The following is a 24,277-nucleotide window of genomic DNA, read 5'->3' on the forward strand; positions in this document are numbered from 1 at the left end:
TGTTATTCGCCCTCTCCAAAGCGGTCATTGATTAATGCTGTCAGCGCTTCCATAGCCTCATCTGCTTTATCGCCCACCGTTTCAAGTGTGACTGTGCTTCCAATACCTGCTGCCAACATCATGACACCCATGATGCTCTTGGCATTAATCTGACGTCCATTGCGTGACAGGAATATTTCGCAAGGGAATTGGGCGGCCAATTGAGACAACTTTGCCGATGCTCTCGCATGGAGTCCCAACTTATTAATAATCTCAATTTCAGCAACTGGCATTCAACCCTGCTCCCTTTATGCTTGATCTACTTTTATACCAAGACGTAATATTCCATTCTGCCCGCCAGCTAAGGCTTTTTTAGCCAACTCTTCTAAGCCTTCGCCGCGATGAGATATGCAGCGCATGAGCATTGGCAGATTTAATCCCGCCAATACAATCACTGGGGTATTCAATCCCGATAATGGGCCCAAACTTTCTAGTTTGGATGCAACATTCGCTGGGGTTGCACCCATCACATCTGTCAGGATGAGAACACCATTACCAGTATTCACAGCATAAGCAGCCTTTAGCAACCGATCAAAACTCACCTTAGTGTCTTCATAAGGGGGTATATCCACCGCCCTTACACGCTCTGGTACTACACCAAAAGTATGCTCTGCAAAACTCAGCATTGCACTTGCAACAGGAGTATGGGCAACGATTACGATTCCAGTCATGTTATGACAATGTCCTCTCTAGAGCCTTTAACCAAAACTGTGGAACATCAAAACCACTTTGATCAGTAATTTCAACAAAACACGTTGGGCTAGTAACATTGATCTCCGTCAAATAGCCGCCAATTAAATCCAAGCCAACTAAGAATAAACCGCGTTGATTGAGAATGGGAGCAAGTTTTTCAGCGACTTGCTTTTCGACATCACCTAAAGGCATTGCCACACCTTTGCCCCCTGCTGCTAAGTTGCCACGAATCTCTTTACCCTGAGGAATGCGAGCCAATGCAAACGGCACAACCTCACCATCAATCAATAAGACACGCTTGTCGCCATCAGCGATCTCAGGCAAGAAACGTTGAATCATTAGAGTTCTGGCACCATTCTCGCCTAATGTCTCAACAATACTGGCGAGGTTCAAACCATCAGGCCCCACCCGAAAGACACCCATGCCGCCCATACCATCCAGTGGCTTAATGACGATATCGTTATGCACTTGATGAAATTCTTCCACCGCGCTCAGTTCGCGAGTCACCAGTGTTGGTGGAATCAGCTCAGGAAATTCAGTGATGGAAAGTTTCTCGGAGTGATCGCGTACTGCAGTAGGATCATTCAACACTCTTGCGCCCTGCTTCTTGGAGGCAGATAAAAGCCACGTTGTATTGAGATACTCAATATCAAACGGTGGGTCAGTTCTCATTTGTACCACAGAGAATGTATTGAGTGCCTTTGATTCAATCTCACCCAACTCAAACCAAGATGTAGAGCTAGGCTTAATCATGAGCGACTGACAATCGGCCACAACGAGATTATCTTTCCACAAAATATTGCGGCTCTGACAGAACCATAAACGATGACTAGCTTCTTGAGCAACCCGCATCATCGCTAAAGTGGAGTCTTTTTTAATCTTGAAAGATTCGAGAGGGTCAGCAATAAATAAAAGATCCATATTCTTCTATTAAGTTCTCAGCATTGATTATGCTGCTTCCATATCTGGATCAGTTCTCTCAAGCTCAAGCGAAGCTGCCAGTAATGCTAAACGGGCGACAACGCCATAGAGGTAAAAGCGGTTCGGAGCTGCGCTACCAGGCTTAGCAGCAAGATCTGGCATGGAGTTTTGCTCGAATGCTAATGGTACAAAATGCATTCCGGGGGCATTGAGATTTTCATCTGGGCCACGATCAGTATGCACACGATAGAAGCCACCAATCACGTAGCGATCAATCATGTACACCACAGGCTCTGCAACTGCCTCGTTCACCTTCTCAAAGGTATAAACACCCTCTTGAATTAAGACATCACTTACCTCAAGACCCTCTTTGACAACACTCATCTTATTGCGATCTTTGCGGTTCAGCCCCTTGAGTTGAGTGGGATCGTTCACTACCATCACACCCATTCCATAAGTGCCGGCATCGGCCTTCACTACGACATAAGGTTTCTCTTTAATGCCATATTCACGGTATTTCTTGGCAGTCTTTTTCAGCACTTGCTCCACTGCGGTTTGTAATTCCTCTTCACCTTTGCGTTCATGGAAATTCACATTCGAACAACTAGTGAAATAAGGATTAATCATCCACGGATCGATGTCAACCACCTTAGCAAACTTTTTGGCTACTTCTTCATAAGCGGAAAAATGATTTGACTTACGACGGATGTGCCAACCCGCATGCAGTCCAGGTAATAGGTATTGCTCATGGATGTTTTCCAGAATCGGTGGAATACCAGCTGATAAATCGTTATTAAGCAAAATAGAACAGGGATCAAAATCTTTTAACCCTAAGCGCTGTTTTTTTAATCCTAAGCGCGCTAAAGGCTCCATCAACAAACGACTACCTTCGGGTAACTCAATCCAAGTAGGCTTCTTAATCTCTTCAGAAAAAGTGCCGAGGCGAACATTGAGTCCAGCCTGACGCAAGATTGAAGATAAGCGCGCAATATTCTGCAAATAGAATGTATTGCGAGTGTGGCGCTCAGGAATGAGTAATAAATTTTTGGCTTCTGGACAAATCTTCTCAATCGCAGCCATTGCTGCCTGCACAGCCAAAGGTAACATCTGTGGAGAAAGATTGTTAAATCCACCAGGAAATAGGTTGGTATCAACTGGGGCTAGCTTGAAGCCAGAATTTCTTAAATCTACTGAACAATAGAATGGTGGGGTGTGTTCTTGCCATTCCAGCCTAAACCAGCGCTCAATCGTTGGGGTAGCTTCTAACACCTTTGACTCTAATTCGAGCAAAGGGCCGCTTAGGGCAGTGATGAGATGTGGAACCATTCCACCATTGTAAGATTATTAAAAGAAAGACGCGGGATCCTCGGATCCCGCGCTTAAAACTAGGCAGCCAAGAAAGCCGCCCAGTGAGGGGTAAATCTACTAATTAAGACTCGTATGCAGTCTCACCATGTGAGCTGATATCCAAGCCTTCGCGCTCTTCTTCTTCCTTAACACGCAAACCGATCACGATATCGATCAATTTGAAGGCAATATAAGAAACAACGCCAGACCAAATTACAGTAGTGATCACGCCTTGAGCTTGAATCCATAATTGGCTAGCAATGGAGTAGTCAGGAGCAACAGCATTAGCAACATAGTCCCAAATACCAGAACCGCCCAATGCTGGATCAGCAAATACACCAGTCAACAATGCGCCAGAGATACCGCCTACGCCGTGAACTCCGAATACGTCCAAGCTGTCGTCTGAACCCAAAATCTTCTTCAGGCCAGTAACTCCCCAGAGACAAACTACGCCGGCGAACAAACCAATTGCGATAGAACCCATTGGGCCAGCAAAACCAGCGGCAGGAGTAATTGCAACCAAGCCAGCTACGCAGCCAGAAGCAGCGCCTAACATGGAAGGCTTACCTTTGAGAACCCACTCAGCAACAGACCAACCCAATACTGCAGCAGCGGTAGCTAAATAAGTATTAACGAAAGCCAATGCTGCGCTACCGTTTGCTTCGAGTGCTGAACCTGCATTGAAACCAAACCAGCCAAACCACAAGAGTGCAGCGCCAGTCATTACATAAACTAAGTTATGTGGCTTCATTGCTTCTTTGCCATAACCCAAACGCTTACCGATCACAAAGGAACCAACTAAACCAGCAACCGCAGCGTTGATGTGCACAACAGTACCGCCAGCAAAGTCGAGAACACCTTTTTGCCACAACCAACCAGCGCGAGCTGTAATGGCTTCGAGTGATGCAGCATCTTTGATGTCATCCGGACCAGGCCAGAACCAAACCATGTGAGCGATTGGCAAGTAGCTAAATGTGAACCAAAGAACCATGAATACCAAGATTGCAGAGAACTTAGCACGCTCAGCGAAAGAGCCGATGATCAAGCAGCAGGTAATCGTTGCAAACACTGCTTGGAAGGCCATGAATATAAACTCAGGAATGACAACACCTTTACTAAAAGTTGCCGCTACTGAGTCCGGAGTCATTCCACCCAAGAACAGACGATCAAGTCCACCAACAAATGCCCCGCCTTCCGTGAATGCAAAGCTATAGCCATAAATAGACCAGAGCACTGTAATCAAAGAAAACACCATGAAACATTGCATACAGATAGACAAGATATTCTTACTACGTGTTAAACCACCGTAGAACAAAGCCAAGCCAGGAAGTGTCATTAACAACACTAAAGCTGTACATACCATCATCCATGCGGAATCAGCTTTGTTGCACTTTTCGGAACAAAGAACGGGGGCAGGTTCTGCAGCTGCTGGAGTTGCGGCAGGAGCAGTCACTGCTGGTTTTTTAACTTCATCAGCATGCGCTGGCGAAGTCACCATTACACCAGTAGCACCAATAGCCAAGGCCATAGCACCACCAGCAATGAGTCGTTTCATCCAAGTTAACATTTTGAACCTCTCTTTAAAGTGCTGACGCACCGGTTTCACCGGTACGAATACGAATGACGTGCTCAACTGGAGAGACAAAAATCTTGCCATCACCAATCTTGCCAGTACGTGCTGATTTTTCAATTGCTTCAATCGCACGCTCCAAGATGCCATCTTCAACAGCAGCTTCAATTTTTACCTTAGGCAAAAAGTCGACAACATACTCAGCACCGCGATACAACTCAGTGTGACCCTTTTGACGACCAAAGCCTTTAACTTCAGTGACGGTGATGCCCGAAACTCCCACTTCCGAGAGAGCTTCGCGCACTTCGTCAAGCTTGAAGGGCTTGATGATTGCGGTAATTAATTTCATGTGTTTCTCCGTTCAGAGGTGGAAATTAGAAAGTTTTTGTTAAAGAAATCACACCGCCGCCCTTACCTTGATTTTTTGGTGTGCTACTAGGCGCAGCATATAAATATGTAGTGCCAGCTTTACCAGCATTAGTGCCGACGTAAGCAAGGGCACCAGATAGACCGCCGCCAAAGTCTTTAGTAACACCTAACTTCCAATCCGTATAGCTATAGTCATAGCCAGGCTTATTATTTGAAATATATTGATATCCAACGTGACCATTCAAAGCAACGCCCCAAATACCAGTATCGTAATTTACCGTCAAATCAGGATAGTAAGATCCATTGCTGTTATAGATTCCGAAGATGTTGGAGAGTGCATAGGAAAACTTTGCAAAACCAGTAACAGGACCAAATGTAAAGTTTTGAGCAATATAGGCCTCAGTTGTGTTGGGGCTCACGCCATTGCCTTGACGCAGAGCAGAAGAGGCAGTGCTTGCGTTAGATGTATTGCTTGGTAGATTTGCAACTGGATAGTAATACTGCAAGAATCCAAAGTCTGTAGCAAAACCTTCGCCAATTAACTCCTTTTTATAACCAGCGTAGAAGTCCATCTCGATTGGGGCGCTAACGCCTGGCGTAGTTCCAGCGTAACCGTCACTAATCCAGCTAATTGAACTATTCCAGTTACCGATGTAGAAACCGCTCTCGTGAGCATAATCAAAGCCACCTTGGATTGCTGGCTTGAAGTTTGACTGGGTCAAACCACGGTAGCGGTAGTCGCTCACTACGGTTACGTTTGCAGTGATTGGACTAGCTTCTGGCTCATCGGCCGCAAAAACTGGTGTGTATGCCAATCCGCTTAATAAGCCTGCTGCGACAGCAGAGATTGCCGTCTTATGTATAGTTTTCATCTAATGCTCCTTACTGGTTGTAAAAAAAGGGTTGAATGCTTAATGCATGAAGCGATATTGATGGTTTGGGTATTCATGGATTTGTCATAAATCCCCCTAATAAGGCACCTGCACTTTTTTGGTGCTTAATCTTGCCCCATATATGTGAATTTTGACCTTTTTGGGCTGTTTTAAGCCTTTTCGCCTATTTTTAGCCATCCAACATAAAATAAGAATGTGTGTGTTTTATGCAACTCTTAACCCAACTGAAAAACCCATCATGCAAAAACCCGGTGAAATCCTCGAGCAAATCCAACGCATTGCTAACGATATGCAAAACAAAGTGGGTGATGCCATTCGTAATTCACCAGCACAAGAAATTGAAAAGAATGTGCGTGCAATGATGAATCAAGGTTTTCAGAAAATGGATCTCGTGACTCGTGAAGAATTCGAGTTACAAAGCAAAGTACTTGCAAAGACCAGGGAAAAACTAGAAGCGCTTGAAGCAAAAGTTGCCGCACTAGAAAAAAATTAATCCACTTAAATTTTTCGTTCTACAGTTTCACTCTGGGTGGAACTCATTAAAAAAGTTTGCGTACTCTTCTTTAGATAAAGCTACTTTTGCATCGCTGCTATCTGCATTTGCATGCAATACAGATACTTGATATATCCTAACTCCACTACCCTCAACTGAACGCACTATCCAACGCACCCTCATGGCTTGTTGAACTTTGTCGTTTGAACTAAACGCAATGAAATAGTCTTTAATAGGCAATTGCTGACGACTACCTGTTTGATAGAAAACATCTTCTGTCAAAACGGTACCGCCCGATGCCTTTGCTCGATCCAATAAATTACTATGTAATTGATCAATGATTTTCTGAACTAAATCTGATTGATTGGATGGTACCTGAAGCGAACTGATGGAATAAATATCATCATCGATTTTCACTGCCTCAAGCGTTTGTTTGAATTCTTGATCCTGATAGGGGATAAGTCGCTCAAGCTTGTCTGGCTTACCCGGAAAGAGAGCTATATATCGCTGCTCAGGGGATTGGACTGTGCGCCAATTAAGCTTAGGACTGCAGGCTGCTAAAAAAATACATGCTGCTAAAACTACATAAGCTCTTAAAACACTTTTAAACAACGCCCGCTCCATGCGCCTGTTGATCTGCATGATAACTAGAGCGCACCATTGCACCAACAGCTGCATGCGAGAAGCCCATTACATAAGCCCTCTCTTCAAACATCTTGAATACATCAGGGTGAACATAACGTTGAACAGGTAGATGATGACCCGAAGGCGCAAGATATTGGCCGATAGTGAGCATATCAATATTGTGCTCACGCATATCCTGCATCACTTCTAAAATCTCTTCGTCAGTCTCTCCCAACCCAACCATCAATCCACTCTTTGTTGGGATCTTAGGAAAGCGTTTTTTAAAGTCTTTTAATAACTTCAGTGAATGTAAATAGTCGGCCCCTGGTCGCGCTTGTTTGTATAAACGGGGAACCGTTTCCAGGTTGTGGTTCATGACATCAGGCAAACCATTGGGTGCATGCTCTGCAAAAATATCGAGCGCTTTATCTAGGCGACCACGGAAATCGGGCACCAACACTTCAATACGCGTATCTGGAGAGAGGCCACGCGATTGTGAAATGCAATCAACATAATGCATTGCTCCGCCATCACGTAGGTCATCGCGATCAACGCTAGTAATCACAACATAATTTAATTTCAGGGCTGCAATTGTGCGAGCCAAGTTAGCTGGCTCTTTCTGATCTAGCGGATCTGGTCTGCCGTGACCTACATCACAAAACGGGCAACGTCGCGTGCACTTATCGCCCATGATCATGAATGTCGCCGTACCCTTACCAAAGCATTCGCCAATATTGGGGCAGCTGGCTTCTTCACAAACGGTTACTAATTCGTTTTGACGCAGAATCTTTTTTATCTCCGCAAAACGTGAGTTGCCTGATGCAGCCTTTACCCGAATCCAATCTGGCTTTTTGAGAACTTCCTGAAGAGGCACAATCTTGATTGGAATGCGCGCAGTCTTATCACTCGATTTTTGCTTACGAGTAGCGTCATACTGAAGGTCTTGGCGCCCTTCAATAGATTGCTTTGTATCGGTCTTGTTAACAGTCATGATGGCATTAGTTGCTTTTGCAAATGGCTTAAAAGCTTTTGGCGAATTGAATCCATATTGTCCTTGATCCCAAGGGTTTGCATGTCTACTGTCCTTAAGCCCTCATAACCGCAGGGGTGGATGCGCCCAAAAGCCTCTAAATCAGTTGCCACATTCAGTGCTAAGCCATGATAGGAGCAGCTTTTCGAGACCTTGAGTCCAAGGGCCGCCACTTTTGCCCCAAACCATTCTGGCGAAACTCCAGTCTGCTGAGAAATATAGATCCCTGGTGCGCCTAGTTTTCTTTCAGCCTGTATTCCAAAATCTCCCAAGGTATCAATCAAGGACTGCTCAATACGCGAGACCAACTCTTTTACAAATATTCCAAGACGCTTCAGGTCGAGCAATAAGTACACAACGATCTGACCAGGCCCATGGTAAGTAATCTCCCCGCCACGATCTACTTGCACCAGCGGGATTTGATTGCTTGGGGAGTGCAAGTTACCAGCATCGCCAGCCAAACCTAAAGTAAATACTGGCGGATGCTCCAAGATCCAAATCTCATCTGGAGTATTTGAATCGCGATCCTTTGTGAAAGTACGCATTGCCTCATATATTGCAGCGTAATCAGCCAAACCAAGATGTTTTACTAAAGCCGTCATAAGCGCTTGTTAGAGAACAATACTCACCAATGGATGAGTTGAAAGCGTTCGATAAAGCTCGTCAAGTTGCTCACGACTGGTTGCGGTAATCGGCAGAGTAATGCCAAGGTAATTTCCGTCCTTCGATGGTCTCTGCTCTACCTTGCTCTCATCCAATGTTGGATCAAACTGTTTAGCAATATGAATGATTGCGGGTAGATACTCAGGAATATTTTTTCCCATCACCTTAATTGGAAAAAGAGAGGGATATTCAATGAGTGATTTTTCTACGGCCATAATTTTATTAACTCAATTTCCTATTGTTCCAATCAACTCTTGCGATGGTCTGGCATACCTAGCCAGGCGCTTGTAATGATGTTGCGAATGCAATGCAGTCTACGATGAAAGAAATGGTCTGCGCCAGGCACCACTTGTACTGTTAACTCTTGCGGAAGCGCCCAATCAAAGACATTTTTCAAGAGAATAGTTTCGTCCAGCTCACCATGAATCAGAATGGTATCAGCGGGCACCGGAGCCAATGTCCACTTACCAGCAGCACTTCCCACCATTACTAAACGCTCGGCAGGACGCCCAAGCTCAGCAAGCCTTTGCACCAAATGACTACCCACAAAACTGCCGAACGAGAACCCTGAAACCACCAGCGGCAAAGTATTGGCTGCATTGACCCAAGGCTGATGTGCTGTCGCTTCAAATTGAGACCAACTAGATGGGGTTTGCATCCACTCAGTGACATGCAGTAAATCTTCTAGTTCTCCTACACCATGATCGTGAACACCTGCAGTACCCCCAACACCCCGAAAGTTTGGACGCACACTGACATATCCCAATTGATTAAATGCACGGGCCATTGTTTGCGCAACTTTATTGTCCATGGTGCCGCCCAACAGAGGATGTGGATGCGCAACTAAGGCGAGTCCACGCACAGCAAATGATGGATCATTTTTTAATTCATCAGGAAGATCGATGGACATTTCTATCGCGCCCACAATGCCATCTATATGAATTACTTTTGTACGGCTATTCATGAAGAAAACTTTCAACAATAACTAAAAACTACAAATTACTCAGAAGGGCTACGCAAGTTGTAATCGCTCTACTGGAAGACCATTGATTAAATGGGATTGGATAATTTCTTCTATATCTTCTTTATCCACCAAGGTATACCAAACACCCTCTGGATAGACGACCATCACTGGTCCATCAGCACAACGATCCAAGCATCCTGCTTTATTCACGCGGATCTTTCCGGGCCCGGCTAACCCCAGCTCTTTGACCCGGTTCTTGGCGTATTCAAATAGCGCAAAGGCATTATGCCGATCGCAACAATCTTCCCCATTGCTGCGTTGATTCAAACAAAAAAATAGGTGGTGTGAAAAGCTCATCAGAAAATTATATTCATCAATACTTTGATTTCAGGTCTGCTATGTTGCGAATCATCCAAACAGAGGCCAGTGGTAACCATATCACTGAAACCCATTGCATTAACTCATTAAAGTGCAATAGTCGTCCCTGGTTCCAATGCCTGAGAGTCAGAATGAAATAGGGATTATCAGGCATTACATTAATGGCGACTGTAATACCTATCAAACAAAATATTGCTAACAATTGCTTTGTTATTAACTTCAAACGCAAAGCCCATCGTAGTGCAACTGTTGCCAATAACATTCCCCAAAAGGCGCCTGCTGTCAGCCAAATGAAGCTGAACTCCCAACCAAACTGAAGCGCTGTAAACAGAATCTTTAGCAACACCGTAAGACCCAATAAGCCGTTAAGGATATGCCATTGTGGTGCCTTGAGGCGCATCCCCGAAGAAAGCAAAAGCGCAACGCCAAACCAACAAAAACCAGTAATGAGGGTTTCTTGAATGACTTGATTAATGACTGTCGTACCCCAATCAACAGGGCCAAAAATGACATGTCCCCAAAGTCCTACGCCAAGCCATGAGCTTTGGGGATAAATCTGCGACCATGGAAATAGCAGAAAAAGAGCACATATCGCCCAATTCACACCGAACCATTGACCAAACCTGCGCCGGATGGCAGTTCCAGATAGCCACTCGGGCCCCAGAGGAATAGCCAATAAACCGCCTAATAAACCTCCAAATACATTGGCCCACCAATCCATCAAGCTTGGAATACGCGTTGGAACCCAAGATTGGAGGGTTTCAACACTCAGGGCCAACAGAGCACTTAAGCTAATAGCCATTCCTAAAGCAACAAAATTTCGCCAGCGAGGATATGCCGAAAAGACTAGTAAAAATCCAAAAGGAATATAGGCCAAGATGTTCACTGAAACATCAAAAAGCGTAATGAAGCGCGGCAAAGGGGCATCTAGCCAAGCCCATGTAGCAATCCCATTCTGAAAGTCAAAATCAAATGGATTTAGGCTGACATAGAGAATCAGTAATGCATAAGCAAGACTCATTGCGCGAGCCAGCGGCATCGCTTGTAGAGGCCATATTAGTTTGCGGGGGCGCTGATCATTTACATCCATTCCACAATTCTAGGTCAGACCTTTCTACAATGGCGAAATGACTGCTAATTGCATCCTTGAACGTGTTATCGAGACTAGATCAACAAATGATGATCTCTTGGAGCGCTGGCGTGCTGGCGCGCTGATAGACCCTGTAGCTCGTATTGCCCACATACAGACTGCTGGCAAAGGAAGGGCGGGACGCGCGTGGCTCTCTAACCCAGAGGACTCCCTTTGCTTCTCAATGGCCTTCCCCTTTCATCGCAGCCCTACAGAACTAACCGGTCTTAGTCTATTAGTTGGTATTGCCGTCATTAAAGGCATTGCTCGCGCATATCAACTTGATCCATTCGATCTTCACCAAGCAGGATTGCGCCTCAAATGGCCTAACGATTTATTGCTAAACGGCGCAAAGCTAGCTGGAATTCTAGTTGAAGGTGGACAAGCCCAAGTTGGGGATCCAAGCTGGATGATCGTCGGTGTTGGCATTAATTTATGCAATGCTAATGCGATCGAAAAAGATCTTCAAAACGGGATAAAAGTCAGCTCCTTAGAAGAGTTACTCCCACAGGGAAGCAAACTCCCTGTTGTTGAATATCTTTGGCTAACAATATTAGAGTCATTCGAGGAGCATTTCAAAAAGTTTGATCAACTAGGTTTTACTGCCTATCAACAAGAATGGCTTCACTGGGATGCTTTTACAGATCAGAAAGTCTCTATTTCAGGCGCCAGTAAAGATCCTAGTTACGGTATTGCAAAAGGGGTTGATATGAATGGCGCCCTTTTGCTTAAGCAGGAAGATAAAACGATTGCCATTTATGCTGGTGACGTATCACTGAGAGTTCAATCATGAGCCTGTATTTATTGTTTGATATCGGCAACACGCGCTTAAAGTGGGCGGCAGTTGAGTCTGCTCAACATCCTTCTGATCAACAGAAAAAATTGTGGGCCTACTCTGGAGCTATTAGCAGTAAGTCACTGCAATCCGCAGAGCATAGAGCGGAGTTAGCTGATTACATTTCTAAAACTTTACCCAAACCTAGTACCATTGCATTTAGTTGCGTCGCAGGGCAAGAGGCTATCGAGCACCTCAAGTCACTCTTTCCACAGTGGCAAGATGTTGAATGGAAGCAACTCATGGGTGATAGTGCTGTTGATGGCATTCGCACCCTATATCAAGACCCCAGCAAACTAGGGGCTGACCGCTGGGCCGCCGTCATCGCGGCGCGTACACTATCAAAAACAAATGCCTTAATCATCAATGCAGGCACTGCCACAACCATTGATTTACTTGGCTCTAACGGCGTGCATTATGGCGGCTGGATTCTGCCGGGCCTTGAACTCATGCGCAAGAGTTTAGAAGGAAATACGGCACAACTACCACTAGCAACTCCAGTAGAGTCTCAACATGGTTTTGGTTTATCCACGAATGAGGCCATTATTAGCGGATGTAATGCCGCGCAAATTGGTGCCATCCAGTGTGCGATCGAGCTTGCAAAACAAATGAATCAACCCGTTGAAAAAATTTGGCTTGATGGTGGTAACGCAAAAATATTAGCAACTGAAATAAAGCAATTTAGCAAACTGAATACATTAAATATAGAAACCAGTGAGGGGCTAGTACTGCGAGGTATTTGGAGTTGGCTTTTACAAAATCATTAAGAGCGAATTTTGCCCAGCAAACTGGTTGTAGAGCGCTCATACAAAAATGGAATGGCAATGGCTTTACCACCCCACGTTTTGACAAGCTGAGTTTCAGCCAAAGTATCAATCTCATAATCGCCTCCCTTGACATAAATATCAGGACGAATTTTCTCAATTAGATTTACTGGGGTTTGCTCGGTAAACAGCACAGCCATATCAACACTTTCAAGAGCGGCTAATAAAGCTTGCCGATCAGATTCAGAATTAATAGGTCTATCGTCACCTTTACCCAACATTTTTACCGAAGCATCTGAATTCACGCCAACCACAAGACTTGCCCCTAGAGAGCGGGCTTGAGAAAGGTAACTCGCATGGCCACGATGCAAGATATCAAATACACCGTTGGTAAATACTAGGGGTCTGGGCAATTTAGCAATTCGTGCCTCAAGTTGCTCGGCTGGGCAAACTTTAGACTCAAATGAAGGTGGGGGCAAAGAGCTCATAACGCAATATTAATGGCATTACAAACTAAGCTGCGATATTACCCAGAATGTCTTAAACTTGGGCACTCAAAAGCAGAAAAATAAAGTGACAATATGAACCGCAAGAGACTCAATAAAGTGGCTGGTTGGCTTTTCGTACTCTTTTTCTCCATTTCTGGAATAGAGATTGCAAATGCCGCCCCTAATTGCAGCCCCCTGCTTTCGCATACTTTCCTACGCCTCCAAGACGAAGCACCGCAAAGTCTTTGCCAATACCAAGGCAAGGTCATCCTGGCGGTCAATACAGCGAGTTTTTGTGGATTCACGAGTCAGTATGAGGGTCTCGAAAAAATTTACGCCAAATATAAGGATCGGGGTTTTGTTGTGCTGGGCTTTCCATCGAATGACTTTGGCCAACAAGAACCAGGCAGTAACAAAGAAATTGCTGACTTTTGTAAAAATACTTACGATGTGAAGTTCCCGATGTTTGCCAAGAGTAATGTTTCTGGAAGCAACCCGAACCCCCTCTTCAAAATGTTAATTGCCAAAACAGGCACAACGCCAAAATGGAATTTCTATAAATATTTAATAGACCGTAATGGCAATGTGATTGATTCTTTTGGAAGCATGACCAAGCCCACTAGTAGCAGCATCACCAATCAAATAGAAAAACTCCTAGAGGAAAAAGTTCAGTGAGCAAAAAAAGAATTGCGATTGTTGGCGCTGGAATCTCCGGACTTGGGTGTGCATATGCATTAAGACAGAACCCAGATATTGAACTGACAATATACGAAGGCGGGGATCATATTGGTGGTCACAGCAATACCGTTGACTTTACTTGCAATATCGCTGGCGAAAAAATTACGCACGGTGTTGACACTGGCTTTCTAGTATTTAACCGCAAGACCTACCCCAGACTAGTTAGACTGTTCGAGGAAATCAAGGCTCCAGTTGCTCCTTCTGAAATGTCTTTTTCAGTATCGATTGATGTTTCTGAAAAAAATCCTGCGCATCCAAAGATTGAGTGGGCTGGCAATGACATCAATTCATTTTTCGGACAACGCTCTAACTTACTATCTCTGTCATTTTGGCGCATGGCTTATGACATTCTGCGTTTTAATCGCATGGCAACTCGGCTTGCTCATGAACAGATTTCTGCGGGTCATCATCATACTCAGCCAGATGAAACGATTGCTAATTTCCTAAACCGAAATCGCTTTAGTCAAAGCTTTAGAGAGAATTATTTCCTGCCTATGATTGGTGCAATCTGGTCTTGCTCTGTGGAGCAAATGCTGGAATTTCCAATCCAAACGATGATCCGTTTTTGTCACAATCACGGTTTACTGCAAATTCAAAATCGGCCGCAATGGCTCACCATTCAAGGCGGATCCCGAGAATACGTAAAGCGCTTAGTCAGTGCCTTAGAAAAAAATCAGGTCGCGATTAAGCGTGATTCTGTATTGCGCGTCAACACAAGCCAAGATGAAAGCGCCCAAGTTGAAGTGATTAGTTCAGCAGGCTCAGCCTGGTTTGACGAAGTAGTGATGGCCTGTCATAGCGATCAAGCCTTAGAGCTTGTGCATGGGATTGAGCAACAAGCCAGAAATATCTTAGCCGCCATTCCCTATCAAAAAAATCGTGCGATTTTACACACGGATACCAATTTCTTGCCGGAAGCAAAGCGTTGCTGGGCTGCATGGAACTACACAGCAAAGTCTGGTGCAGCACCAAGCTCGAAACAGCACGTTAGCGTCAATTACCTCATTAATCGCTTACAGCCTTTACCTGCAAAACTCAACAATACCCAAATTATTGTGAGTCTTAACCCCTCCTCAGAGCCAGATCCAAAACTGGTACATCAAGAAATTCATTACTCACATCCAATATTTGACATGGGCGCTATTCAAGCACAGAAAGAGTTGCCACTCATTCAAGGTAACTCATCTATTTGGTATTGCGGGGCATGGACTGGCTTTGGCTTCCATGAAGATGGTCTGCGCTCTGGCGAACTAGTCGCAGAAGCTTTAATTGAAAGCATCCGCCCGGCTCTCAATGTCATCCCAAAACAAGATGCACGCTAAATGAATCAAGCAAAGATTAACTTTGGAGATGTAAAACATAGCCGTCTTCGACCGGCAAAGAATGCTTTTGGATATGGTGTATTTACCGTGTCTATCCCAATGCGGGCTCGCAGACAAAATCCTCAGCTTCTGAGCAATGGTGGTCTAGGCGACAACAAACTAGGTTTATGTTCATTCTTCGATAAAGACCATGGGCTTGGAGGCAAGGACAGTCTAGCCTGGATTGAAAATATTCTGCAAGAAAACAATCTACTGAATAAGGATGGGGAAATTTGGTTACAAACTTTTCCTAGAGTATTGGGTTATGTTTTTAACCCTGTCAGCTTTTGGATCTGCTCCGAGGCAGATGGAAAAGTTTACGCAGTATTGGCTGAAGTAAATAATACCTTTGGCGAGCGTCACTGTTATTTATTACACAAAGATTCTGGAGAGCCGCTTCTATCGGGCGAGACCCTCACCAGTAAAAAAGTATTTCATGTGTCACCTTTTTGTGCAGTCCGTGGTGAATATCGGTTCCGGTTCTTGTTTGCTCAAGATAGCAATTCCAAGCAACACTCTGTTGCCCGTATTGAACTTCACGAAGATGGCCTGCCCCTCATCAATACCAGCATTAGCGGAAAAGGCCGCCTGCTTAGCAAATCCACGCTTTATTTAGCGCTCTTACGCTACCCATTAATGAGCTTGGGAGTCATTTTCCGCATTCACTGGCAAGCATTAAAATTATGGATTAAAGGTGTACCCTTTCATTCAAAACCTAAACCACCAGAATTTGAAGTCAGTAGATGAATCGCCCCGGACAAAACTTACTATCACGACTTAATTTTTCGCGTCCACAAAACCGCGCGATTAACTCATCTAGTAAAGATCTGAGTAGCAAAGCACTTCTGACCAGTTTGTCCAGACTCAGCAGTGGCTATCTCAAAATGACTTTGCCAGATGGTGAAATACGAGAATTTGGTAAGCATACAGATTCATTGAATGCTGACATTCAAATTCATGATTGGTCTGTTTTCAAACAAGTGATGTCACATGGCGATATCGGCTTTGCAGAGAGCTATATCCGCGGCGAGTGGAACACCTCTAATCTCCAAGCGATTTTGGAATTGGCTATTCGTAATCGCACCATTCTTGAAAAAGCAATTTACGGTAGCTGGCTTGGATCGATCCTCTACCGTTTTAAGCACTGGCTTCGTGATAACAGCAAAGCTGGTAGCCGCAAGAATATTCATGCGCACTACGATCTAGGGAATGCTTTTTATAGCCTGTGGTTAGACCCAACGATGAGTTACTCCAGTGCCTGGTTCTCAGAAAGCGACAGGCAAACACTGGCTGAAGCGCAGCGCGCTAAGATCAGGCGGATTCTGGAATCACTCAAGACTAGACCAGGAGATCATATATTAGAGATTGGCTGTGGCTGGGGTGGCATTATGGAGGAGGCATTATTAAGTGAGCGCTCCATTACTGGCCTGACACTTTCGACTGAACAAAAAGCCTTTGCTGAAAATCGTTTGGCAAAGATAGAGGCAAAAGCAAGTAAGGCCCAATCGTTTGAAGTTCGGTTGCAAGACTATCGTGACTGCCAAGAAAAATTCAATGGGATTGCTTCCGTTGAAATGTTTGAAGCTGTTGGAGAAAAACATTGGCCAGAATACTTTCAGATGATTGCTAAATGCCTCAAGGCTAGCGGTAAAGCCTGCATTCAAACGATTGTGATTGCTGAAGAATTATTTGAACGCTATCGCCATAACACTGACTTTATTCAGCAATATGTCTTTCCAGGTGGAATGCTACCTTCTCGCTCTAGCTTTAAAGCAAGCGCAGAAAAGGCTGGTCTTCAAATTGAGGCGGAATTTGCATTTGGATCTGACTATGCCAAAACACTCTGCCTCTGGCGCGACAGTTTTAACCAAAAACTCCAAGAAGTTTGCGAACTAGGCTTTGATGAGGCATTCATCAGACTTTGGAATTTCTATTTGATGTATTGTGCCGCAGGATTTTCAGAGCGCAATATTGATGTTGTGCAGTTCACTTTAAGCCATCAGCAAGCCCCAGCATCTCCGGATGCGCTGACAGCATGAAACAAACAGGTATAGCAAATTTTGCAGGAAAGCGCATCTGGGTCATTGGCGCCTCTAGCGGAATTGGCGAAGCATGCGCTAAAGCCTTCATCAATCAAGGCGCTAAAGTTGCGTTATCGAGCAGAAGAGTAGAACGTTTAAATGCAATCGCAGAGCATGCAAAGCTTGCTCAAACCTTAGTCATTCCATTAGATGTCACCAATCGTGATCAACTCACTCAAGGCTATCAGGCTCTCCTTAAGACTTGGGGTGGATTAGATTTATTACTATTTGTCTCAGGCATCTATGTGCCTTTGCGGGCAGACGATTTTGAGATCAATATTGCAGAGCAAACGATTGAGGCCAATCTCCTTGGACCCATGAGGGCAGTTGCACTAGTCCTACCTGAAATGCTCAAGGCGCATTCCGGACATATTGCCATTGTTGGTAGCGTTGCAGGATATAGCGGCCTACCTAAAGCATTAGCTTATGGTCCTAGTAAAGCCGGCATCATCAATTTCTGTGAAACTCTGTACTACGATTTACTACCGCAAGGTATCAGTGTTCATATGATCTCCCCGGGTTTTGTTGCAACCGAGGCTACTGCTCAAAATGATTTTGAAATGCCTGCCTTGATTACGGCTGAAGAAGCTGCCAAAGAAATTTTAAGCGGCATCCAAAGAGGGGAATTTGATATTCACTTCCCCAAGAGATTCTCAGGATTTTTAAAGTTCTTAAGAATTCTGCCTTATCCACTCTATTTCTGGATTGTGCGGCGCTTCGTCAAAATCTAAGCGAGAAGAAGGAGTACTTGTAATACTTGAGAATTACTACTTGTACTTATCTTTCCGAATTTTCTCTTCGAGATAATCCATCACAGCAATTGCTTTAGCTTTAGTCCCAGCGATAGATGGTGAAGTAACATACCTGCCCTGCATCACAATCGTAGGAACACCGTCAATACGATATGCCTCCGCCAATTGCTTGGCAGCTCTTGCCTTAGACACAACAGCAAAGGAGCGATAGGTGGCTAAAAAAGTATTGCTATCAACGCCTTGTGAGGCAACCCAATCTGTAATTTCAGGCTCGGTCAGTAAGCGTTTATTTTCCTTATGCATCGCATACATCACCTTTTCATTCAAGGCATTGCCTTTACCCATCGCTTCAAGCGCGTAGAAAAGTTGGCTATGTGGTAAGAAATCATCGCGGAACGCTACTGGCACTCTACGGAAAACCACATCCTTTGGTTGACGCTTCACCCAAGCACTAAGCTCAGGCTCAAAGTCATAGCAATGGGGACAGCCATACCAAAAGAATTCAATAACCTCAACTTTGCCTTTGGTTTCCACTGGCTGAGGCACAGGCAAAACGCGATATTCAAATCCCTCTTCAATTTTTTGTCCCTGCGCAATGGCAAGACCACTCAAAAAAATAAAGGAGAATACAAAAAATACTCTTTTACTAAATGCGATCATCATGTTTACTTTACTTGCCAGCTTTGATAAGAGTGGGTTTGATGCCCAAGGTATTTAACTTGTCACGCGCTGGATTACTTTCTTCAGGACTGTTGTAAGGCCCTGAGCGAACACGCCATAGAGTATTTCCATCAGCAGTTACTTCACTCAATTGTGTTTGGATACCCTGAATAGCTAGGCTTGCTTTTTGCGCATCTGCATCTGCACGTTTTGTAAAAGCACCAACCTGCAAGAAATAAATGGCATCGCCTTTTGCGGCTGCTTGAGCAGCAGCTTCCGCTGACTTCTTGCCGCCTACCAAATCGCCAATTGGGTCAGTGGTAGCCGGTGCGGGACTTTTACCTTGTAGTGGCTTATTCAAATCTAATTGCTCTGCGGGGGCAGCAGCCTCTCCATCAGCTTGAGCGGCAGGCTTAATCAACATTGGTAAATTTGGCGCGCGTACGCCAGGTCTTTCTTGAGGCGTATTTTTAGAAAGGTAGAAAGCAATAAAAAATGCAATCCCAAGACCAGCGCCTAAACCCAAAACAAAGCCCAGAATAGTGCCGCCATATTGAGCATTATTAACAGGAATAGATTCTCTTTCGTGCTTCATGAAGCCATCCTGCTGATTCGGTTTTTTCATCATTTCCTTATCTTACCTATTCACGCTATTCTTTGCTACTACATCTTTGCTGGTGCAGATACCCCTAGAAGCTTTAAACCATTCTGTAGAACTTGGCGGGTGGCTGATAAAAGAGCAAGTCGGGCTAATTTCAGGCTTTCATCATCTACCAATACACGATCGGCATTGTAGAAAGTATGGAAATCTCCAGCCAAATCACGTAAATAGAAAGCAAGCGAATGCGGGGCTAATTCAGCTGCTGCATCCGTTAATACCTCAGGATACTCAGCCAAACGTCTTAGCAAATGATCTGAAGCTTTACTTTGTAATAAAGATAAGTCTGCACCCGCTAGATCTGACGTGCTGCCGCCCCATTGCTGCAGGATCGAACTAATCCGCGCATGGGCATATTGCACATAGAAGACAGGGTTCTCATCGTTTTGTTGAAGCGCTAAATCAATATCAAATACAAATTCTGTATCTGCTTTGCGAGAGATGAGGAAAAAGCGTACCGCATCACGTCCGCGCTGTAGCGCTAACTCTCTTTCCTCTAGTGTCATTTCTGGGGTAACACCACCAGACCACTCAACTAAATCGCGCACTGTCACGTATGAACCAGCCCGCTTAGAAATTTTGACCTCTTCGCCATTGCGCATCACGGTAACCATCTTATGCAATACATAGTCTGGATATGTCTTCGGGATTTCCCAACCACGCTTCTGAGCCACACCCTGCAAGCCTGAACGGACACGTGCAATCGTGCCGTGGTGATCGCTACCTTGCACGTTGATCACTTTTGTAAAGCCACGGTTCCATTTACTGGCGTGGTATGCAACATCAGGAACAAAGTAAGTAAAGCTGCCATCGGACTTACGCATCACACGATCTTTGTCATCGCCATCATCAGTTGTTCTGAGCCAAAGTGCGCCCTCGGATTCATAGGTCTTACCAATACTCTGTAAATCCTGAACAATCTTACCAACGCTACCATCTGTATATAAAGAAGATTCTAGGTAATAGCAATCAAACTTCACACCAAATATTTTCAAATCAATATCTTGTTCATTGCGCAAATACGCAACAGCAAATTGACGAATAGCTTCTAGATCATCGCGATATTCGGGAGATGCCTTAAATGCTGTTGCAATCTCTGCAATATATTCACCGTTATAAGCTTGCTCAGGCCAATTAGTATCACCAGGTTTCAAACCATTCAGACGCGCCTGAACAGATAAAGCAAGGTTGGCTATCTGAACGCCCGCATCGTTGTAATAAAACTCACGATGCACCTTAATTCCCTGGGTAGCTAATAGATTTGCTAACGCATCACCAAGCGCCGCCTGCCTGCCATGACCAACATGCAATGGGCCAGTGGGATTGGCTGAAACGAATTCAATCATGGCGCTAGCAATGGGCTCGCCTTCTTTAGCAATCTCACCAAAATAATAACCACCCGAAAGAATCTCTCCAACTACTGCCGTTTTGGCTGCATTGCTTAGTCTGAAATTAATAAAGCCAGGACCAGCGATTTCACAAGATGCGATTAATTGCTTAAAGTCAGGCTGCTTTTGTAAACGCTCTACCAAAGCTTGGGCCAGATCTCTTGGGTTGAGCTTCCAAGCTTTTGAAAGTTGGAGAGCAATATTACAGGCAACATCGCCATGATCAACAGCCTTGGGACGCTCTAAGCGGGGCGCTGGTGTCTCACCTAGTCCGCGCTCTTGAGCCAAACCCTGAAGGGCTGCGCCTAGCATTTCAATTAAACGATTTTTATTAGTCAGCAACATAGATAAGTGAGTTTATCAGGTGGTAAGCTATCAAAATGATCTATCAATTTCGCTCCAAAGCGGGTCCGGACGTCATCATGCTGGCGGATCTGACTCAGCGAATTTTTGATATTTTGGGTCGGCCACTGGAACCCAGAGGGATCCTCACTAAAGAACAGCTCCCGACTCTCATTACGGCCTTGGAAACAGCCATTCTTCAAGACCTTGAAGAACGCTCTAAGGCAAATAATCCGGCTAATGAAAAAACTGAAAAGCCAAAGTTAGCCGACCGACTTGGCCAAAGGGCTTATCCTTTTTTAGAACTCATGAAACAGGCTAAAGCCAAAAATGAGCCTGTGATGTGGGGTGTTTAATCTATCAAGCTAGCTAATTGACGGCGGACATCCTCGACAGACTGCCCTCGACGCTGAGCAAGATCCTCCACTTGATCGCTACTCATTTTTCCAACATTAAAGTATTGCGCATCTGGATGAGCCATATAAAAACCGCTCACGCTAGAAGCTGGATTCATCGCCATTGACTCAGTCAGAGTCATGCCAATATCTTCAGAGCCAATCACTCTAAGCAAGTCCTGCTTCACTTCATGAGCTGGGCAAGCAGGATAACCAGGCGCGGGACGAATACCACGATACTCTTCATTGATCATCTGATCGTTGGTTAAAAGCTCATCTGTTGCATAGCCCCACAAATCAGTTCGCACGCGATGGTGCATTAGTTCTGCAAACGCTTCAGCCAAACGATCTGCTAGAGCCTTCAACATAATGGCACTGTAGTCATCATGCTTTACCTGAAACTCAGCAACTTTCTTTTCAACACCATGGCCAGTAGTCACTGCGAAGCAGCCAAGATAGTCAGCCACACCAGAATCTTTTGGCGCTACGTAATCCGCTAGACAACGATTAGGTCTGCGCGCACCATCGACCACTGGGCGTTCAGACTGTTGGCGCAAATTGTGCCAAACAAATAATGGATGTTGGCGAGCCTCATCGCTATATAAAACAATATCATCACCCACTGTATTGGCCGGGTAAAAAGCGACCACAGCATCAGCTTGAAGCCATTGACCCTTTACCAACTTATCCAACATAGCCTGAGCATCGGCATACACTTTGCGTGCCTCTACTCCAACTACCTCATCATCCAAAATAGCCGGAAATTTTCCTGCTAAATCCCAAGTTTGAAAGAATGGTGTCCAATCGATGTATTTAGCAATATCACTCAGTGCAAAGTTTTTAAAAACGCGGCGTCCAATAAACTTTGGCTTTTCTGGAACGTAGCTAGACCAATCAATCATCTCGCGATTTTTACGAGCAGCTTCTAAGGAAATGGTTGGGGCAGCCTTCTTGTTGGCATGTTGCTCACGAATACGGACATAATCATCGCGCAAGTCTTGAATAAACTTTTTGGCACTTTCATCAGAGAGCAAGCTTGAGGCAACCGATACCGAACGCGAGGCGTCTGGCACATAAACCACCGGGCCATCATAATGCGGAGCAATCTTCACGGCAGTATGAACACGAGAAGTAGTAGCGCCACCAATCATTAAAGGAATTTGACGCTCACGGAAATAATCATCGCGCTGCATCTCTTGCGCAACATAAGTCATCTCTTCAAGTGATGGCGTAATTAGTCCTGATAAGCCAACAATGTCAGCATTTTCTTCCTTGGCACGCTTTAGAATTTCTGCACAGGGCACCATCACGCCCATATTAGCCACTTCAAAGTTATTACATTGCAGAACTACTGTCACAATATTTTTACCAATATCATGCACATCGCCTTTAACAGTAGCCATCACGATCTTGCCCTTAGCTTTCGCTTCGCCACCAGCAGCAATGTTCTGACGCTTTTCTTCTTCAATGTAAGGAATCAGAATGGCAACCGCTTGTTTCATCACACGTGCGCTCTTTACGACCTGGGGCAAGAACATTTTGCCGGCGCCGAATAAATCACCAACTACGTTCATACCATCCATCAGAGGGCCTTCAATAACCTCAATTGGCCTACCGCCAGCGCCCATAATTTCGGCACGCAGCTCTTCGGTATCTTCTTCGATAAATGTGGTGATGCCATGAACCAAAGCATGCGTTAAACGATCGCGCACTAGGTTATCGCGCCAGACCAAGTTCTCAATCTGCTTAGTACCATCGCCTTTGAATTGATCAGCAATAGCCAGCAATCTCTCAGTTGGCGTTTGGCCATCTTTATCTTTAAAGCGGTTAAGCACGACATCTTCAACGCGCTCACGCAACTCAGGATCTAAATCTGCATAGACACCTAATTGACCAGCATTGACGATGCCCATATCCATGCCTGCTTGGATAGCGTGATACAGAAATACTGTATGAATAGCCTCGCGTACGCGATCATTGCCGCGGAAAGAGAAGCTCACATTCGAAACGCCGCCACTGACCTTGGCGCCCGGCAGATTTTCTTTAATCCAGCGAGTAGCGTTAATAAAATCGACTGCATAGTTATCGTGCTCTTCAATGCCCGTGGCAATCGCAAAGATATTAGGATCAAAAATAATATCTTCGGCTGGAAAGCCAATTTCATTGACTAAGATGCTGTAGCAACGCTGACAAATCTCAGTCTTGCGCTTAAAGGTATCGGCTTGACCGACTTCATCAAACGCCATCACTACCGAAGCAGCACCATAGCGACGGATCAAGCGAGCTTGTTTACGAAAAGATTCTTCGCCTTCTTTTAAGGAAATCGAATTCACAATCGGTTTCCCTTGAATACATTTCAGCCCTGCTTCAATCACACTCCACTTAGAAGAATCGATCATGATGGGCACGCGAGCAATGTCAGGCTCGGAGGCAATCAGATTTAAGAAGCGCGTCATCGCCGCTTCTGAATCCAACATGGCCTCATCCATATTGATATCAATGACTTGAGCACCGCTTTCAACTTGCTGGCGAGCCACTACTAGCGCCTCATCAAATTGATTATTCAAAATCATCCGAGAAAATGCTTTAGATCCAGTTACGTTAGTACGCTCACCAATATTCACGAAACCGACAGCAGAAGTTACATTGAAGGGCTCAAGGCCAGAAAGTTTCATCGCTGGTATTGTTTTTTTATCCATCTT

At 44.9% G+C, this 24,277-nt stretch carries 28 protein-coding genes; 9 read left to right on the forward strand and 19 right to left on the reverse strand.

The window, feature by feature from the left end:
* Positions 1-2: 2 nt before the first annotated feature.
* The 7 genes from C2756_RS10220 to C2756_RS10250 form a co-directional block, all read right to left on the reverse strand.
* Positions 3-272 (reverse strand): HPr family phosphocarrier protein, encoded by a 270-nt coding sequence (locus tag C2756_RS10220; RefSeq protein ID WP_215319157.1) that lies wholly within the window; start codon positions 270-272, stop codon positions 3-5.
* A 15-nt stretch (positions 273-287) separates the two neighbouring features.
* On the reverse strand, positions 288-710 hold the full coding sequence (locus tag C2756_RS10225; protein ID WP_215319159.1) for a PTS sugar transporter subunit IIA: 423 nt from the start codon (positions 708-710) through the stop codon (positions 288-290).
* A 1-nt stretch (position 711) separates the two neighbouring features.
* Positions 712-1,653, reverse strand: coding sequence for a glutathione synthase (gene gshB, locus C2756_RS10230; RefSeq protein WP_215319162.1), 942 nt, complete (start codon positions 1,651-1,653; stop codon positions 712-714).
* A 27-nt stretch (positions 1,654-1,680) separates the two neighbouring features.
* Positions 1,681-2,979, reverse strand: coding sequence for a glutamate--cysteine ligase (gene gshA / locus C2756_RS10235; RefSeq protein WP_215319163.1), 1,299 nt, complete (start codon positions 2,977-2,979; stop codon positions 1,681-1,683).
* A gap of 103 nt (positions 2,980-3,082) precedes the next feature.
* Positions 3,083-4,567, reverse strand: a complete 1,485-nt coding sequence (locus tag C2756_RS10240; RefSeq protein ID WP_215295942.1) for an ammonium transporter — start codon at positions 4,565-4,567, stop codon at positions 3,083-3,085.
* 13 nt (positions 4,568-4,580) lie between these two features.
* Positions 4,581-4,919: a P-II family nitrogen regulator gene (locus tag C2756_RS10245; protein WP_011903792.1), complete on the reverse strand. Its 339-nt coding sequence runs from the start codon at positions 4,917-4,919 to the stop codon at positions 4,581-4,583.
* Positions 4,920-4,944: 25 nt separating this feature from the next.
* Positions 4,945-5,811, reverse strand: coding sequence for a TorF family putative porin (locus C2756_RS10250; RefSeq protein ID WP_215319166.1), 867 nt, complete (start codon positions 5,809-5,811; stop codon positions 4,945-4,947).
* Between the two features lie 259 nt (positions 5,812-6,070).
* On the opposite strand from C2756_RS10250, the gene C2756_RS10255 reads away from it, so the two are divergent.
* Positions 6,071-6,325, forward strand: coding sequence for an accessory factor UbiK family protein (locus C2756_RS10255; RefSeq protein ID WP_215319168.1), 255 nt, complete (start codon positions 6,071-6,073; stop codon positions 6,323-6,325).
* A gap of 27 nt (positions 6,326-6,352) precedes the next feature.
* Here the strand turns inward: C2756_RS10255 and C2756_RS10260 are convergent, their stop codons facing one another.
* The 7 genes from C2756_RS10260 to C2756_RS10290 are packed head-to-tail and all read right to left on the reverse strand — an operon-like array spanning position 6,353 to position 11,074.
* On the reverse strand, positions 6,353-6,937 hold the full coding sequence (locus C2756_RS10260; RefSeq protein ID WP_215319171.1) for a hypothetical protein: 585 nt from the start codon (positions 6,935-6,937) through the stop codon (positions 6,353-6,355).
* Positions 6,930-7,940: a lipoyl synthase gene (lipA, locus tag C2756_RS10265; RefSeq protein ID WP_215319173.1), complete on the reverse strand. Its 1,011-nt coding sequence runs from the start codon at positions 7,938-7,940 to the stop codon at positions 6,930-6,932. The genes C2756_RS10260 and lipA overlap by 8 nt, the downstream gene beginning before the upstream one ends.
* The gene (gene lipB, locus C2756_RS10270; RefSeq protein ID WP_215319175.1) at positions 7,937-8,581 is read right to left on the reverse strand and encodes a lipoyl(octanoyl) transferase LipB; all 645 of its coding nucleotides are present in this window, start codon (positions 8,579-8,581) and stop codon (positions 7,937-7,939) included. Before lipB ends, lipA begins: the two co-directional genes overlap by 4 nt.
* Before the next feature lie 9 nt (positions 8,582-8,590).
* Positions 8,591-8,857, reverse strand: a complete 267-nt coding sequence (locus C2756_RS10275; RefSeq protein ID WP_215319177.1) for a YbeD family protein — start codon at positions 8,855-8,857, stop codon at positions 8,591-8,593.
* Between the two features lie 32 nt (positions 8,858-8,889).
* On the reverse strand, positions 8,890-9,606 hold the full coding sequence (locus C2756_RS10280) for an alpha/beta hydrolase (protein ID WP_215319179.1): 717 nt from the start codon (positions 9,604-9,606) through the stop codon (positions 8,890-8,892).
* 48 nt (positions 9,607-9,654) lie between these two features.
* Positions 9,655-9,963 carry a ferredoxin gene (locus tag C2756_RS10285; protein WP_215319181.1) on the reverse strand — a complete coding sequence of 103 codons (309 nt, stop codon included), beginning with the start codon at positions 9,961-9,963 and terminating at the stop codon, positions 9,655-9,657.
* A gap of 16 nt (positions 9,964-9,979) precedes the next feature.
* Positions 9,980-11,074 (reverse strand): VanZ family protein, encoded by a 1,095-nt coding sequence (locus C2756_RS10290; RefSeq protein ID WP_215319184.1) that lies wholly within the window; start codon positions 11,072-11,074, stop codon positions 9,980-9,982.
* A 37-nt stretch (positions 11,075-11,111) separates the two neighbouring features.
* Between C2756_RS10290 and C2756_RS10295 the strand changes: the two genes are divergently transcribed.
* Both C2756_RS10295 and C2756_RS10300 read left to right on the forward strand, forming a co-directional pair.
* Complete coding sequence (locus C2756_RS10295) at positions 11,112-11,906, forward strand: biotin--[acetyl-CoA-carboxylase] ligase (protein WP_215319186.1); 795 nt, start codon at positions 11,112-11,114, stop codon at positions 11,904-11,906.
* Complete coding sequence (locus tag C2756_RS10300) at positions 11,903-12,715, forward strand: type III pantothenate kinase (protein WP_215319189.1); 813 nt, start codon at positions 11,903-11,905, stop codon at positions 12,713-12,715. The genes C2756_RS10295 and C2756_RS10300 overlap by 4 nt, the downstream gene beginning before the upstream one ends.
* On the opposite strand, the gene rfaE2 is transcribed toward C2756_RS10300, so the two are convergent.
* Positions 12,712-13,200: a D-glycero-beta-D-manno-heptose 1-phosphate adenylyltransferase gene (gene rfaE2 / locus C2756_RS10305; protein ID WP_215319192.1), complete on the reverse strand. Its 489-nt coding sequence runs from the start codon at positions 13,198-13,200 to the stop codon at positions 12,712-12,714. The genes C2756_RS10300 and rfaE2 overlap by 4 nt on opposite strands.
* A gap of 93 nt (positions 13,201-13,293) precedes the next feature.
* Between rfaE2 and C2756_RS10310 the strand changes: the two genes are divergently transcribed.
* From C2756_RS10310 to C2756_RS10330, 5 genes are read left to right on the forward strand one after another with little or no spacing between them, the layout of a single operon-like run.
* Positions 13,294-13,875 (forward strand): glutathione peroxidase, encoded by a 582-nt coding sequence (locus C2756_RS10310; RefSeq protein ID WP_215319194.1) that lies wholly within the window; start codon positions 13,294-13,296, stop codon positions 13,873-13,875.
* The gene (locus tag C2756_RS10315) at positions 13,872-15,260 is read left to right on the forward strand and encodes an NAD(P)/FAD-dependent oxidoreductase (RefSeq protein WP_215319197.1); all 1,389 of its coding nucleotides are present in this window, start codon (positions 13,872-13,874) and stop codon (positions 15,258-15,260) included. Before C2756_RS10310 ends, C2756_RS10315 begins: the two co-directional genes overlap by 4 nt.
* Positions 15,261-16,046 (forward strand): DUF1365 domain-containing protein, encoded by a 786-nt coding sequence (locus C2756_RS10320; protein ID WP_215319199.1) that lies wholly within the window; start codon positions 15,261-15,263, stop codon positions 16,044-16,046.
* A complete protein-coding gene (locus C2756_RS10325; protein WP_215319201.1) occupies positions 16,043-17,338 on the forward strand; it encodes a cyclopropane-fatty-acyl-phospholipid synthase family protein in 1,296 nt (431 codons plus the stop codon). Before C2756_RS10320 ends, C2756_RS10325 begins: the two co-directional genes overlap by 4 nt.
* A complete protein-coding gene (locus C2756_RS10330; protein ID WP_215319204.1) occupies positions 17,335-18,111 on the forward strand; it encodes an SDR family oxidoreductase in 777 nt (258 codons plus the stop codon). Before C2756_RS10325 ends, C2756_RS10330 begins: the two co-directional genes overlap by 4 nt.
* A gap of 36 nt (positions 18,112-18,147) precedes the next feature.
* On the opposite strand, the gene C2756_RS10335 is transcribed toward C2756_RS10330, so the two are convergent.
* From C2756_RS10335 to argS, 3 genes are read right to left on the reverse strand one after another with little or no spacing between them, the layout of a single operon-like run.
* Positions 18,148-18,792, reverse strand: a complete 645-nt coding sequence (locus tag C2756_RS10335) for a thiol:disulfide interchange protein DsbA/DsbL (protein ID WP_215320966.1) — start codon at positions 18,790-18,792, stop codon at positions 18,148-18,150.
* A gap of 10 nt (positions 18,793-18,802) precedes the next feature.
* Positions 18,803-19,420 (reverse strand): SPOR domain-containing protein, encoded by a 618-nt coding sequence (locus tag C2756_RS10340; protein WP_215319207.1) that lies wholly within the window; start codon positions 19,418-19,420, stop codon positions 18,803-18,805.
* 35 nt (positions 19,421-19,455) lie between these two features.
* Positions 19,456-21,150, reverse strand: a complete 1,695-nt coding sequence (argS, locus tag C2756_RS10345) for an arginine--tRNA ligase (RefSeq protein ID WP_251372178.1) — start codon at positions 21,148-21,150, stop codon at positions 19,456-19,458.
* A 68-nt stretch (positions 21,151-21,218) separates the two neighbouring features.
* Between argS and C2756_RS10350 the strand changes: the two genes are divergently transcribed.
* Positions 21,219-21,536, forward strand: a complete 318-nt coding sequence (locus C2756_RS10350) for a DUF1840 domain-containing protein (RefSeq protein WP_215319212.1) — start codon at positions 21,219-21,221, stop codon at positions 21,534-21,536.
* Here C2756_RS10350 and metH read toward each other — a convergent pair.
* Positions 21,533-24,274, reverse strand: coding sequence for a methionine synthase (gene metH, locus C2756_RS10355; protein WP_215320969.1), 2,742 nt, complete (start codon positions 24,272-24,274; stop codon positions 21,533-21,535). The genes C2756_RS10350 and metH overlap by 4 nt on opposite strands.
* Positions 24,275-24,277: the final 3 nt, after the last annotated feature.

This window comes from Polynucleobacter sp. UB-Siik-W21 (genome assembly GCF_018687415.1).
Taxonomy (GTDB): domain Bacteria; phylum Pseudomonadota; class Gammaproteobacteria; order Burkholderiales; family Burkholderiaceae; genus Polynucleobacter.

Bases quoted from the DNA above. Each gene is read 5' to 3' on its own strand.
- C2756_RS10220 (WP_215319157.1), bottom strand. From the start codon at position 272: ATGCCAGTTGCTGAAATTGAGATTATTAATAAGTTGGGACTCCATGCG.
- C2756_RS10225 (WP_215319159.1), bottom strand. From the start codon at position 710: ATGACTGGAATCGTAATCGTTGCCCATACTCCTGTTGCAAGTGCAATG.
- gshB (WP_215319162.1), bottom strand. From the start codon at position 1,653: ATGGATCTTTTATTTATTGCTGACCCTCTCGAATCTTTCAAGATTAAA.
- gshA (WP_215319163.1), bottom strand. From the start codon at position 2,979: ATGGTTCCACATCTCATCACTGCCCTAAGCGGCCCTTTGCTCGAATTA.
- C2756_RS10240 (WP_215295942.1), bottom strand. From the start codon at position 4,567: ATGTTAACTTGGATGAAACGACTCATTGCTGGTGGTGCTATGGCCTTG.
- C2756_RS10245 (WP_011903792.1), bottom strand. From the start codon at position 4,919: ATGAAATTAATTACCGCAATCATCAAGCCCTTCAAGCTTGACGAAGTG.
- C2756_RS10250 (WP_215319166.1), bottom strand. From the start codon at position 5,811: ATGAAAACTATACATAAGACGGCAATCTCTGCTGTCGCAGCAGGCTTA.
- C2756_RS10255 (WP_215319168.1), top strand. From the start codon at position 6,071: ATGCAAAAACCCGGTGAAATCCTCGAGCAAATCCAACGCATTGCTAAC.
- lipA (WP_215319173.1), bottom strand. From the start codon at position 7,940: ATGACTGTTAACAAGACCGATACAAAGCAATCTATTGAAGGGCGCCAA.
- lipB (WP_215319175.1), bottom strand. From the start codon at position 8,581: ATGACGGCTTTAGTAAAACATCTTGGTTTGGCTGATTACGCTGCAATA.
- C2756_RS10275 (WP_215319177.1), bottom strand. From the start codon at position 8,857: ATGGCCGTAGAAAAATCACTCATTGAATATCCCTCTCTTTTTCCAATT.
- C2756_RS10280 (WP_215319179.1), bottom strand. From the start codon at position 9,606: ATGAATAGCCGTACAAAAGTAATTCATATAGATGGCATTGTGGGCGCG.
- C2756_RS10285 (WP_215319181.1), bottom strand. From the start codon at position 9,963: ATGAGCTTTTCACACCACCTATTTTTTTGTTTGAATCAACGCAGCAAT.
- C2756_RS10290 (WP_215319184.1), bottom strand. From the start codon at position 11,074: ATGGATGTAAATGATCAGCGCCCCCGCAAACTAATATGGCCTCTACAA.
- C2756_RS10295 (WP_215319186.1), top strand. From the start codon at position 11,112: ATGACTGCTAATTGCATCCTTGAACGTGTTATCGAGACTAGATCAACA.
- C2756_RS10300 (WP_215319189.1), top strand. From the start codon at position 11,903: ATGAGCCTGTATTTATTGTTTGATATCGGCAACACGCGCTTAAAGTGG.
- rfaE2 (WP_215319192.1), bottom strand. From the start codon at position 13,200: ATGAGCTCTTTGCCCCCACCTTCATTTGAGTCTAAAGTTTGCCCAGCC.
- C2756_RS10310 (WP_215319194.1), top strand. From the start codon at position 13,294: ATGAACCGCAAGAGACTCAATAAAGTGGCTGGTTGGCTTTTCGTACTC.
- C2756_RS10320 (WP_215319199.1), top strand. From the start codon at position 15,261: ATGAATCAAGCAAAGATTAACTTTGGAGATGTAAAACATAGCCGTCTT.
- C2756_RS10325 (WP_215319201.1), top strand. From the start codon at position 16,043: ATGAATCGCCCCGGACAAAACTTACTATCACGACTTAATTTTTCGCGT.
- C2756_RS10330 (WP_215319204.1), top strand. From the start codon at position 17,335: ATGAAACAAACAGGTATAGCAAATTTTGCAGGAAAGCGCATCTGGGTC.
- C2756_RS10335 (WP_215320966.1), bottom strand. From the start codon at position 18,792: ATGATCGCATTTAGTAAAAGAGTATTTTTTGTATTCTCCTTTATTTTT.
- C2756_RS10340 (WP_215319207.1), bottom strand. From the start codon at position 19,420: ATGATGAAAAAACCGAATCAGCAGGATGGCTTCATGAAGCACGAAAGA.
- argS (WP_251372178.1), bottom strand. From the start codon at position 21,150: ATGCTAGGCGCAGCCCTTCAGGGTTTGGCTCAAGAGCGCGGACTAGGT.
- C2756_RS10350 (WP_215319212.1), top strand. From the start codon at position 21,219: ATGATCTATCAATTTCGCTCCAAAGCGGGTCCGGACGTCATCATGCTG.
- metH (WP_215320969.1), bottom strand. From the start codon at position 24,274: ATGGATAAAAAAACAATACCAGCGATGAAACTTTCTGGCCTTGAGCCC.